We start from the raw sequence: 13066 nt of genomic DNA on the forward strand, positions 1-13066 counted from the left end.
AATTTGCTCTCAAGTAGATTTGGGTGAATTTCTTGGAGTGGTTATGCTAGTGTGGCATCTATTAGATTATAGGCATGGTAATGACAATCATTATACAAGCAGGACATGAATCATCATATTCACAAGAATTAATGGATAAATTGTATCAAGGAGGGTTGAATAAACCGCTCGCATCATTAAATCATCAAATCACTGCTCAATTGGTATCTGAATCATTAAAAAAAATCTCAGATAGACCAGGAATTTTATTAGATAACAATAAATTAGCAGATAACTTGGCGGTTGATTTGTTACTAAGTAATCTATCCCAAGAAGAATGGGGTTGGAATCATCCTGATAACCTATTCGCAATGAATTATTGGGCAAAACTTGAGCAAGATAGCCGATTTATTTTAGTTTTTGACCACCCCAAATATTTATTAGACGGATTAACGCAAAAAGAAATAACCGTTAGTATACTTGATAACCTGATAGAGAACTGGATTAATTACCATAATAAATTACTCATGACATATGAAAGTTTAGGTGATAATGCCATACTTTTGGAGGGTCAAGCTGCCACTAAAAGTATCGGTAACTCAAAAACACAAATCCAATCTGTTAATACAATATTACAACTTAAAAGTGCATGGCAATTACCCATAGAACGTATAGAAAATGGGGAAGAAAATATCAGCAGACGGATTTTGACCGAAGAAATCATCAAAGCATATCCAGAAATACTGATTGTATACGAAAAGTTACTCAAAAAAGCAAAGCTAAAGATGACAAAATCTGCTGTAAGTGACAGTCAACACAATCTGTCTAGGCTAGTAGCATGGTATAATGAAGAGCTTACTAAACAATCACAACAGACTTTAGCATTGAATTATAAAAATGAAGAGATACAAAAACAGCTTGAGCAATTAGAATCTCAAAAGGTTAATTTTTCCAAAGTAGAGCAAGAAAATCAACTGCTTCTTACTCAATTACATCAGGTTCAAGAAGAGCTAGAAAAATATTATTTAGAAAATAAAAAACAACATACCCAACTTATCGAAAACCAAAAAATTTCTGATGAACTTATCCAAAAACTAAAAAATACCGAACAGGCACAACAAAAGTTAGAAGAAATCAAAAAGCAAATTACCGAAAAGGATAAACAAATTGCCAATGCACAAGCTCAAGTTAGTGAAAATCAAAAGAAGACCAATGAACTGACTAAAAAGTTGCAAGATAACGTTCAACTTAACCAACAGCTCATGGAAGCAAAAAAACAAATTGCTCAAAAAGATAAACAGATAGCTGACGAGAAATCAATAATTCAGACACTAAATACCCAGTTAGCACAAAATAAAACAGCACAGACAGATACGGTACAAAGAGAAAATGAATTACTTATCACACAACTCCATAAAGTACAAGAAGAGTTAGAAAAATATTATCTTGAAAATCAGCAATTAAAAAAAAATACTTCAATAAATGAACCCACTGAACCTACTATGTCAGTGTATTATGGTGCAGTAGATAGAGTGAAAACTGATTTACCCTATCGCCTAGGTGCGACAATGGTGAGCCATTCTAAATCTGTTAAAGATTTAGCGGTTTTGCCATTAGCACTGGCAAAAGAATATCGTACGTTTCAAAAAGATAAGCCAGTTGACGAGTTGCCACCACTGGAAGCTTACCAAGATGCCAGTGAAGCTGAAAAAGTGAAAAAGCATTTATCGTATCGATTGGGTAAGACATTGGTAGATGGGATAAAGTCGCCAAATAAAACATTTAAATTACCTATCAAGTTGGTAGAAGAATTGATAGATTTTAGAAAATAAGATAAAAAACATCAAAAGAGGAAGCAGATAGAATGAATTTTTCAGATGCTAAAAAATTATATGATGATGGGAAATATGACCAAGCTTTAGAGGCTTATCGGAAAATAGGTACTATTTTAGGTGATAAAGTTGTTGAATTTAATATTAACAAATGTCTTGATAAAATACATGAAGATGAGAAAAATATTAACGTAAATACGATTTCAGCAAATACAATCTCAGCAGAATATGAGAAAAAAAAATACGGTGTTTAATCTTATACAGCAAGTTAATGATTATTATAAATCGTTGCCAAAATTCCAAAGTAATACACTTGTTTCTGTTATCATGACAAGCCATAATTCAGAACAATATATAGAAAGTGCTGTAAATTCTTTGCTAGATCAGTCCTACCAAAATATAGAGATTATTATAGTTGATGATTATAGTCAAGATAATACGATTAAAATTTTACATAGATTAAGCACTACGCACAAAAAAGTTAGATACTTACAACTGAATAATAATCTAGGTACTTATTTTGCAAAAAATTTAGGAATTTTACATGCTAAGGGAGATGTGATATTTTTTCATGATAGTGATGATGTTTGCCATCGTAATAGGATTGAAATATCACTTCAAGCCTTAGAAAATAATCCTAATAAAATTGCTGTCAGAACTGCTTATGCACGTATAGACCCAATTAGTTGTAATATTATTAAAGTTGATGAATATGATTATAAGTTAGGTCTAATAACATTGGGTATAAAAAGATCTGTATTTAACAAAATAGGTTTTTTTAATTGTACTACCAAAGCATCAGATGATGAATTTTATAATAGAATGAAATCATATTATAAAAAACAAAACATAATAGATATTAGTCAGCCGTTATATTTTAATACCATGAGAGCTGGTTCTTTAATTTCAGATATGATAGAAATGGATGAGAAACAAGGGGGGGGGGGTGGCTTCTTTCAGAAATATTCTAAATCAAGATCTGACTATATTAAAACATTTACACAGCATCAAAAAAGTAGCATGACTAAATTTGTTAATACATTTGTATTTCCTGTGATACGTGATGTATTACCAGTTTATGAGGATATGACTAAATTAGCAAATCCAACCATACCTGTATATATTAATATTTGCTCTATTCCTCAAAGAGAATCAAAGTTAAAACGGGTTATAGGCTCCCTAATAAATCAGTGCGACCAAATTTATGTTTATTTAGATGGATACGCCAAAATACCTGATTTTTTAAATCACTCAAAGATTACAGTAAACCAGTCAACTAAAAAAGGCATATTGCGTGATAATGGTAAATTTATCATGTTAGAGAAATTGGCTGCATCAAATAAAGATGCGTATTACTTTGCTGTAGATGACGATATAATTTATCCTTTAGATTATGTTAATACAATGATAAAAAAATTAAACTATTATGACGATAAAGTTGTCATTGGTATTCATGGAATGACTTTACCAAAAGATTTAGATAGATATTTTTCTAGCAGAAGAAAAGTTTTTTCTTTTTATAAGTCGTTAGAATCAGACAAACTTGTTCATGTATTAGGTACAGGAACAATAGCCTTTAACACTAAGTTATTTCATGGATTTCAATTAAATAGTTTTGCATGTACAGGTATGTCAGATATATTTTTTGCAATAGAATGTAAGAAGCGACATTTAGCACAAATTGCTATTATGCGTCATGATCGTTGGTTACAAGAGATGGAAAAGGATACTTCAACTTTATTTGAAGAATTTAAATTAAATGATTCTACGCAGACAAATTTAGCACATAAATATCGTTTAAATGAATATATTGATTATGGTGAGTTAAATTTTTCATCAGCTTTATTAGAAAAACTTCCGAAAATTCCAATATTATTATTTTATGATTCTTGATATGTATTTAATCAACCTTTGGTGATTTAAAAAATATACTAGCTAATAAACTCATACATTAAGGTCATAATGTCATATTCTATAGCTATTTTTATTCAAAACACAGATTTTGTTATTGGATAAACTTAGAAAATCTTATAAAAGGAGAGATGATTAATATGAGTTTCATACAAGCAAATAGACTATTTAATAGTGGTGATTATGAGCAAGCATTACAAATTTATCTTAAATTAGCAGATAAATATGACATTACGTTAGTTAACGCAAATATTCAAAGCTGTATAGATAGAATAGAATGTAATAAAAAAGAAGCAAGAAAATTTAAAAGATATTTAGACAATAATACAAAAATTTTGCTTGATAATGAGAATGCAACATTGCAAGCACAAGAAAGAAATGCAATACTTGAAAAAATATCTGTTATTAATCGCCAAATTTCTAAAGATGCTGCTGTAAAACCTGTTAAAATTCCAAAAGAATGGCCAAAAGATTTGATTTTACCTGCATTGCCTGATTCTACAAATGATTATGTATGGTATCAGTCTTATAAAAAAGATGGAAATAGAAAAAGTTATGACAAATCTAGGCAAGGATTAAGTGTTATTATTCCTACATTTAATCGTTCAAAAATTTTATCAATTACATTGGCATCATTAGTTAAGCAAAGAACACATTTCTCTTATGAAATTATTGTGGCAGACGATGGTAGTTCAGAAGACATCTCTAGGGTTATTAGAAATTTTGAGCATAAATTGGATATTAAATATGTACGCCAAAAAGATTATGGATATCAGTTATGTGCGGTTAGAAATTTAGGGATTCGAACAGCCAAATATGATTTTATAGCAATATTAGATTGTGATATGGCAGCGAATCCTTATTGGGTAGATAATTATATTAAAGCTTTGATTGATGATAATGATATTGCCTATATTGGTCCAAGGAAGTATATAGACAGCCATCATTTGGATATTAAACAAGTCCTTGAACATGAAAATATATTTGAAACTCTGTTACCTGTAAAATCGGATAGTATCAGTACATCATCGTCAGATGGTATTTCTAAAGATTGGCGTTTAAATCATTTTGAGCAAACTGATAACCTCAGATTGTGTAATACACCATTTCGATTTTTTAGTGGTGGTAATGTTGCATTTGATAAGAAATGGTTGTCTAAGTCAGGTTGGTTTGATGAAGAGTTTACTCATTGGGGTGGAGAAGATAATGAGTTTGGTTATCGACTTTATCGTGAAGGGTGTTTTTTTTGCTCTCTAGATGGAGCGATGGCATATCATCAAGAGCCACCAGGTAAAGAAAATGAAACGGAACGTTCAGCGGGCCAAGCCATTACCCGTAAAATTATTGAACGTAAAATTCCTTATTTTTATCGTAAGTTAGCCTCAATTGAGACAGCAGTGATAAAAACCATACCTCTTGTTTCGATATATATACCTGCATATAATTGCCAAGATAGTATTATTAGATGTGTTGAGAGTGCGTTAAATCAAACAGTTACGGATTTAGAAGTTTGTATTTGTAATGATGGTTCTACTGATAAAACATTAGAAGTATTAGAAAAACATTATACTGACCATCCAAGGGTAAGGTTTATCACTCAGGAGAACAGTGGCATTGCAAAAGCATCAAATACCGCAGTCAATATGTGTAGAGGATTTTATATTGGTCAGTTAGATTCTGATGATTATCTTGAGCCTGATGCAGTTGCATTATGTTTAAGAGAATTTTTTTCAGATAGAAATTTAGTTTGTGTTTATACCACCAATCGTAATGTGAATAAAGATGGTAGTCTTATAGCTGATGGATATAATTGGCCTGAATTTTCTCGAGAAAAACTGATGACGGCAATGATTTTACATCATTTTAGAATGTTTACAATTCGTGCTTGGAAAATAACTACTGGATTTGATGAAACTATAGAGAATGCAGTGGATTATGATATGTATTTAAAGCTTAGTGAGGTTGGAAAGTTTAAGCATATTAATAAAATATGTTATAATCGAACACTACATACAGAAAATACCTCTATTAAAAAGCTTGATATTCAAAAGAAAAATCATTTTTTAGTAGTAAATAATGCCTTGAAACGACAAGGTATGAATAATTACTCCTATGATGAAACAGATGATGATAAAGAGAGTAGGAAATTTCGTTTTTCAAATAAAAACCCTCTTAAAATCTTATAAATTGGCCATTGGTAATATTATATATGAAAAACGTTACTATTGTAGGTATAGGTTACGTTGGCTTATCTAATGCTGTATTGTTAGCACAAAAATATCATGTTATTGCGTTAGATATCAATGCTGATACGGTTGAAAAAATTAATCAACGTCAATCACCCATTGATGATGTTGAAATTGAGAGTTTTTTAGTAAATAAAAAGCTTAATTTAATCGCTACATTAGATAAACAGCAAGCCTATCAAGATGCTGACTATATTATAATTGCAACCCCAACCAATTATGACGAGCAGACTAATTTTTTTAATACTAGCAGTGTGCAATCTGTGATAGCAGATGTTTTATCAGTTAACCCACATGCTTTAATTATCATCAAATCAACTATTCCTGTTGGATTTACAGAGAAAATTAAGCAGAAATTTAATTCAGACAATATTATTTTTTCACCAGAATTTCTACGTGAGGGTAAAGCATTATATGATAATCTTTATCCTTCTCGGATTATTATTGGTGAAAAATCTGAGCGTGCTAAAGAATTTGTCCATATGATGGCATCATGTGCTATAAAAGATAATATTGATATCTTATTGACTGAAAATACAGAGGCAGAAGCCATTAAGTTATTTGCCAATACTTATTTAGCGCTTAGAGTTGCTTTTTTTAATGAACTGGATACTTATGCTAAGGTACATAACCTTGATACTGCTGATATTATTAAAGGAGTGTGCTTAGATAATAGAATAGGTGATTATTATAATAATCCTTCTTTTGGTTATGGTGGTTATTGCCTACCAAAAGATACCCAGCAGTTATTAGCAAATTATAAGGATATTCCTCAAAATCTTATTCAAGCGGTTGTTACATCTAATCAGACTAGAAAGCAGTTTTTGACAAAGTCTATCTTGGAAAGAAAACCGACTACTGTTGGTATTTATCGTTTGATTATGAAAGCAGGATCAGATAATTTTAGAGAATCTGCTGTAATAGACATTATTAAATCAATTAAAGCTGAAGGTGTTGATGTTATTATCTATGAACCCAATATGAAGGTAGATACTTTTTTAAATTCTAAGGTAACCAAAGACTTAATGAATTTTAAGATGGTTAGTGATATTATTATTGCCAACCGCTTGGCTGAAGAGTTGCAAGATAGCATAGATAAGGTATTTACTCGTGATTTATCAGGAAGTGACTTGTAATTTAATGGTTATTTAGTGGCTTTAATGCAGAAGTATCGATTGTATAAATATCTTAAGACACCGTGTTCACCAAGAGAGCTGTGGCGAATGAATAGGCTAGGTTTGTACCGTACGGTTGCTAATCAAGCTTGGGTTATTCCTCACCCTCGTAGTTGTGTGGTTATTACCATTGCTAAGATAAAACGTCGTCAGTTATCATCTAAGGTAGCATGCCGTCAAATAAGATACTATCTAACTATAAAAATATATAAGCCTTACCGACTTGAATTGATAAAAGAAACCATTGGTTTTTTTCCAAATTTTTATCGTTACTTTTTTATGGAGAATCCAAGGGATTTGGCTGACCCTGATTATTTATATTATTTTTTATCAGTTGCTTGTCAAGATGATTTATTCAAACTTAATCTATCAAATGAACAATTATTTTTATATTTAAATAATCATATAAATGGTATTTGTTTGTTAAATAATCTTGGACTATTATCTGATAAGTTATCGATATTTAATAAAATTTTATTAAATCATCAGTTGCATACTGTAAAACTTAAGACTTCTAGTTTGGGTTTTTCAGTATTTAATATAGTATCAAAAGAATTATCTAAAAATAATAGTTTCTGCCTGTTATCAGCCAATAATAAAGTTTCAGTTATTGTGACTTGTTATCAAGCTGAACAAACCATTGAAGCTTGTTTGGATAGTTTGATAAGGCAAACTTGGAAAAATATCCAGATTATTGTTGTTGATGATGCCAGTACAGACGGTACGGTTGATATGGTGCGACAGATGGCAAAGTTGGATTCTAGAATTTTGCTTATCACTCTGCCAGAGAATGTGGGTACATTTGTAGCAAAAAATATAGGTGCAAAATACGCTACTGGTGTGTTTCTAACATGCCATGATTCTGATGATTGGGCTCACCCACAAAAAATCGCTGAACAAGTTTTGCCATTGATTGAGAATTCACATTTGATGGTAACGACATCATATTGGCTTAAGTTTGATGATGGTGGGCTGTATTATGCTAGACAGTGTTATCCATTTTTTCGCCAAAATCCTGCTTCACCGATGTTTCGGTTAAGGCAAGTTATAGCAGATACGGGGTTATGGCATATGGCAAGGACAGGTGCAGATAGTGAGTTTTGGCAACGCCTAAAAATGATATATGGTAAAGATAGAATTTGTGTCATTAAAAAGCCATTGACCTTAGGCAGTCATCGGTGTGGTTCATTGATGAATTCAAGTACTTATGGGGTGTTTAATACAAATTCGGCATTAACTAGACTGGATTATTGGGAAAATTGGCGATTGTGGCACATTGAACAGATTAATCAGGGTAAATTTGTAAAAATGCCACCGATTGAGCAGCAAATTAAACAACAGTCCCCTTTTGCTGTACCTAAGTCTATTGATGTAAATCGTACAATAGTAAGAAAGTGCTTGTTATGATGATGTTCTATTCTAGGTGATTTTGGTTCATTTACTTTTTTATTTAATAAACCATAAACCTTTGGACTTCAAACTTTGGTTGGTTATAATGGGATAATTTATTTCATCTCACCCATCATCAAAAGAAGTCTTCTTTATGTCTAAAATTACCCACGCTGTCATTCCCGTTGCAGGTTTTGGCACACGTATGTTGCCCTTGTCTAAGTCCATTCCCAAAGAGATGTTGCCACTTGGGGATAAACCTGCCATTCACTATGTGGTGCAAGAAGCAATTGATGCTGGTATCAAACACATTGTGTTGGTTACTCACCCACAAAAGCAAGCGATAGAAAATTACTTTGATATGAACAGTGAGTTAGACAGTCAATTACGCCACAAAGGCAAAGACGCATTGGCAGATGGCTTAAACTGGTTGCCTAAAGATGTGCAGATTTCTGCCATCAGGCAAGGTGAGCCATTGGGGTTAGGGCATGCGGTATTACAAGCTCGCTCCATTATTGGTGATAGGCCATTTGCTGTGCTGTTGCCCGATGTGTTGTTAGACCCTTTTGTTACTGATATGACCAAAGACAATTTGGCTTATATGCTTAAAGTCTTTGATAAAACTGGGCAGTCGCAGATTTTGGTGAGTCAGGTGGCTGATGATGATGTGTCTAAATATGGCATTGCCAAATTGGGTGAGAAGCAACCTGACTTATCTACCGATGGCAATGGTGATGGCAACAGCAACATGAATGTCAGCTTTGCTGTGGCAGGGTTTGTGGAAAAGCCAGCATTGGCAGATGCCCCCTCTCGTTTGGCAGTGGTGGGGCGTTATGTGTTTACCAATGATATTTTTGATTACCTTGCTAAGACACAGCCGAGCGTTGGTGGTGAAATCCAACTCACTGATGCCGTTGATGCCCTTATTCAAACTCAAGGTGTGAGTGTAACAACCATGGTGGGTAAAAGCTTTGATGCTGGTGACATGCCAAGTTATCTACAAGCTTTTGATTATTTTTCTAAACACATATTTGCCAGATAGCCATTTCAAATGGTCATTTAAACAGCCATCCAAACATGATAAATAACGCAAATCGGACACAAGACCGTCAGGCAGTCATGTCTGCCATCGATGGTTTGCCTTGGCAACAGTTAGTGGCACATGCCAAACGCCCATTGAACCTAAGCAAACTATTTGCTCAAAACAACGTGTCAGCTAACACACCCGTGACTGCGCTGCAAAGCGACCGTGCCAAAGTATATTCAGCATCTTTGGCAGATTTGTATATGGACTACAGCAAGCAGTTGGTGGACAATGACATCATGAGTGCCTTGTTGGCATTGGCAGACAGTTGTAACTTACGTCAGCGTATTTGTGATTTGTTATCAGGTAAAAAAGTCAACTCAAGCGAAAACCGTCCTGCCTTACACACGGCGTTGCGATTACCCAAACAGCCCAATGCTGATTTGGTTAATGATGGCATCATTGATGGCATTACTGATGACGTGCATGACAGCTTAGATAAAGTGGCGGACATGGCAAACCGCATTCGTAGTGGCATGTGGCGTGGCTATTCAGGTAAGGCGGTAACTGATGTGGTTAATTTGGGCGTGGGTGGTTCAGATTTAGGCCCTTTGATGGTAACAACGGCATTACAAGAGTGGGCGGATACGGACATTCGTGTGCATTTTGTTTCTAATATGGATGGCAGTCAGCTGGAGAGTTTACTCAAACATCTTAATCCAGAAACCAGCCTATTTATCATCTCATCAAAATCTTTTGCCACAGTGGATACCTTATCCAATGCCAAGAGTGCTTTGGCATGGCTTTGCCAATTCACCACTGAAGCTGCCGCTTTACGTAGGCATTTTATTGGCATTTCTGCCAATTTATCAAAGGTCAGTGCGTGGGGTATCCACCCTGACAATCAACTTAAGTTTTGGGATTGGGTGGGTGGTCGTTTTTCTCTGTGGTCAGCGATTGGCTTGGCAATCGCAGTGCGTGTGGGTATGGAACAATTTCGAGCGTTATTGGCTGGGGCAAATGCAATGGATGAGCATTTTGCCAAAGCACCATTCACGCAAAACTTGCCTGTTTTGATGGGCTTGTTGGCCGTGTGGAATGCAACTTTTTTACGCATCAATGCTCATACGGTATTGCCCTATGATGGACGGCTAACTTATTTTCCCAGCTATCTTACTCAGTTAGAAATGGAGAGCAATGGTAAGTCGGTGAGCATCGATGGCAATCCTGTGAGTTTTGCCACTTGTCCGATTTTATGGGGGGAAATTGGCTCAAATGCTCAGCATGCGTTTTATCAGCTGTTGCATCAAGGCACACAACGGGTATCTTGTGATTTCATCGCCTGTGTCAATCGCTATGATGACACAGTCACGGATAACGTGAAACACCATGATGGACATGGTGATGATAACATGAAACATGCCAATCGTGTGAATCTAAAAGAGCAACATCAGTTAAGTCTTGCTAATTGTTTGGCACAAAGTCGAGTGCTGGCATTTGGTAATGCCGCCAATCAATCTTCTGTCATTCAAGATGATGATGTTACTCAAGATGAGGTGCAGAAATTTCGTCATTATCATGGTAACCAACCGTCCACAACGTTACTGATTGATAGATTGACACCGCATAATTTAGGCATGTTAATCGCTTTATATGAGCATAAAGTGTATGTGATGGCATCGATTTGGCACATTAATCCTTTTGATCAGTGGGGGGTAGAAATGGGCAAAAAAGTGGCAGATGACGTGTATCAACAGTTGATAACAAATAAACACAATCAAGTGGCTGATGGGGTGTTTGATGCGTCTACACAACAGCTGTTAAGCCACATCAAGCAACAACAATCACAAACAATAAAATAACATCATCAGTAAAATGATGATATTAACGATATTAACGACTTTGGAAATTTGTATATGCCCCATTTTTCTCCCATGACCATGTCATCTTTTAAAGCTTATGATATTCGTGGTGAGTTGGGTGTTAATTTAGACACTGGTATTGCTTATCGTATTGGAAGGGCATTTGCTCAAATATTATTGTCGCAATTTGACACATCACGACAACATGATGACAAGCTTATTCAATCCATCGTCATCGGCTGTGACATTCGCCCATCTAGTCTTGAGCTTAAGCAGTCTTGTGTTCAGGGCATTCAAGATGCGGGTGTCAACGTCATCGACCTTGGTATGACAGGCACAGAAGAGGTGTATTTTGCCACCAGTTATCATCATGCCATGGGTGGCATTGAGGTAACTGCCAGTCATAATCCCATCAATTACAATGGTCTTAAACTGGTGCGTGAAGGTTCTCGCCCCATCAGTGCGGACACAGGGCTTGTCGACATTAAAAAAATCGCTGAGCAAGGCGACTTTAAAACGGTCGATAAAAAAGGTGAGTATGCCCTAAAAGATGACAAATCCGCCTATATCGAGCATTTATTGACGTACATTGATGTTGATAACTTAGCACCATTAAAGCTGGTGATTAACTCAGGTAATGGCAGTGCAGGCCCTGTGGTTGATGCCATTGAAGCACGCTTAAAACAAACTGCCCATGTTCCCATTGATATCATTAAGGTGCATCATAAGCCTGATGGCAGTTTTCCCAATGGCATTCCTAATCCCATGATCATTGCCAATCGTAACAGCACCACATCAGCGGTCAAGGCACATGGGGCGGATTTAGGGATTGCTTTTGATGGGGATTTTGATCGGTGTTTTTTCTTTGATGAAACAGGTCAGTTTATTGAAGGAAGTTATGTGGTGGGCATGTTGGCACAGGCATTTTTACACAAATATGCAGGTGAAAGCATTGTTTATGACCCAAGAGTGATTTATAACACTCAAGCCATCATTGAAAACAATGGGGGGCAAGCGGTCATCAGCAAATCTGGGCATTCGTTCATTAAGCAAGTCATGCGTGAGCATGGAGCGGTATATGGTGGTGAGATGTCGGCACATCATTATTTCCGTGATTTTCATTATTGCGACAGTGGTATGATTCCTTGGTTGTTAACCATTGAGCTGTTATCGGTGTCAGGCAAATCACTGTCTGAGCTTGTCGGAGCGATGATTGAGCGGTATCCAAGCTCAGGTGAGATGAATTTTCGTTTAACTGACATTGACAGTGCCACCATCATTTGGCGTCTTGAGAAGCAGTATGCTCATGCCAATCCAAGCAAAAGCACGGTTGACGGCTTAAGCTTAGACTTTGGTGACTGGCGGTTTAATCTGCGTGTGTCCAACACTGAGCCATTGATGCGTTTAAACATTGAAACCCAAGGTGATGCTGCCTTATTACAAGACAAAGTGACTGAAATCAGCGAATGGATTGAAGGACAAGGTGGGGTGTTGGTTTAAGCGTCAGATTGATGTGACATTAAGCCAGTTTTGTCGTTGCTTTTTTGTGCTGTCAATGTGCATGATGAGCATTCATATCGAAGCTGTTGGTAAAGTCTGTTAAAATACAGCTTATTATTTTTTAATATCAGCCAATCAATATCAGCCA

General features: G+C 35.3%; 9 protein-coding genes. All 9 read left to right on the forward strand.

Going from position 1 to position 13066, the window contains the following annotated elements:
* Nucleotides 1-80 precede the first annotated feature (80 nt).
* Complete coding sequence (locus WDM69_RS01070) at nt 81-1811, forward strand: hypothetical protein (protein WP_078307257.1); 1731 nt, start codon at nt 81-83, stop codon at nt 1809-1811.
* Nucleotides 1812-1843: 32 nt separating this feature from the next.
* Nucleotides 1844-2065 carry a hypothetical protein gene (locus WDM69_RS01075; protein WP_338755506.1) on the forward strand — a complete coding sequence of 74 codons (222 nt, stop codon included), beginning with the start codon at nt 1844-1846 and terminating at the stop codon, nt 2063-2065.
* Nucleotides 2040-3704, forward strand: a complete 1665-nt coding sequence (locus tag WDM69_RS01080) for a glycosyltransferase family 2 protein (RefSeq protein WP_338755507.1) — start codon at nt 2040-2042, stop codon at nt 3702-3704. The genes WDM69_RS01075 and WDM69_RS01080 overlap by 26 nt, the downstream gene beginning before the upstream one ends.
* Before the next feature lie 158 nt (nt 3705-3862).
* Entirely contained in the window at nt 3863-5908 is a 2046-nt protein-coding gene (locus WDM69_RS01085) for a glycosyltransferase (RefSeq protein WP_205760107.1), read from the forward strand.
* A gap of 23 nt (nt 5909-5931) precedes the next feature.
* A complete protein-coding gene (locus WDM69_RS01090) occupies nt 5932-7104 on the forward strand; it encodes a nucleotide sugar dehydrogenase (protein ID WP_078307261.1) in 1173 nt (390 codons plus the stop codon).
* 87 nt (nt 7105-7191) lie between these two features.
* Nucleotides 7192-8550, forward strand: coding sequence for a glycosyltransferase family 2 protein (locus WDM69_RS01095; RefSeq protein ID WP_158077873.1), 1359 nt, complete (start codon nt 7192-7194; stop codon nt 8548-8550).
* Between the two features lie 136 nt (nt 8551-8686).
* Nucleotides 8687-9574: a UTP--glucose-1-phosphate uridylyltransferase gene (locus tag WDM69_RS01100; RefSeq protein ID WP_078307265.1), complete on the forward strand. Its 888-nt coding sequence runs from the start codon at nt 8687-8689 to the stop codon at nt 9572-9574.
* A gap of 77 nt (nt 9575-9651) precedes the next feature.
* The gene (pgi, locus tag WDM69_RS01105) at nt 9652-11418 is read left to right on the forward strand and encodes a glucose-6-phosphate isomerase (protein WP_078307554.1); all 1767 of its coding nucleotides are present in this window, start codon (nt 9652-9654) and stop codon (nt 11416-11418) included.
* A 54-nt stretch (nt 11419-11472) separates the two neighbouring features.
* Nucleotides 11473-12918, forward strand: coding sequence for a phosphomannomutase (locus tag WDM69_RS01110; protein ID WP_078307267.1), 1446 nt, complete (start codon nt 11473-11475; stop codon nt 12916-12918).
* Nucleotides 12919-13066: the final 148 nt, after the last annotated feature.

The organism is Lwoffella lincolnii, from assembly GCF_037201985.1.
Lineage (GTDB): Bacteria > Pseudomonadota > Gammaproteobacteria > Pseudomonadales > Moraxellaceae > Psychrobacter > Psychrobacter lincolnii.

Bases quoted from the DNA above. Each gene is read 5' to 3' on its own strand.
- WDM69_RS01070 (WP_078307257.1), top strand. From the start codon at position 81: ATGACAATCATTATACAAGCAGGACATGAATCATCATATTCACAAGAA.
- WDM69_RS01075 (WP_338755506.1), top strand. From the start codon at position 1,844: ATGAATTTTTCAGATGCTAAAAAATTATATGATGATGGGAAATATGAC.
- WDM69_RS01080 (WP_338755507.1), top strand. From the start codon at position 2,040: ATGAGAAAAAAAAATACGGTGTTTAATCTTATACAGCAAGTTAATGAT.
- WDM69_RS01085 (WP_205760107.1), top strand. From the start codon at position 3,863: ATGAGTTTCATACAAGCAAATAGACTATTTAATAGTGGTGATTATGAG.
- WDM69_RS01090 (WP_078307261.1), top strand. From the start codon at position 5,932: ATGAAAAACGTTACTATTGTAGGTATAGGTTACGTTGGCTTATCTAAT.
- WDM69_RS01095 (WP_158077873.1), top strand. From the start codon at position 7,192: ATGAATAGGCTAGGTTTGTACCGTACGGTTGCTAATCAAGCTTGGGTT.
- WDM69_RS01100 (WP_078307265.1), top strand. From the start codon at position 8,687: ATGTCTAAAATTACCCACGCTGTCATTCCCGTTGCAGGTTTTGGCACA.
- pgi (WP_078307554.1), top strand. From the start codon at position 9,652: ATGTCTGCCATCGATGGTTTGCCTTGGCAACAGTTAGTGGCACATGCC.
- WDM69_RS01110 (WP_078307267.1), top strand. From the start codon at position 11,473: ATGCCCCATTTTTCTCCCATGACCATGTCATCTTTTAAAGCTTATGAT.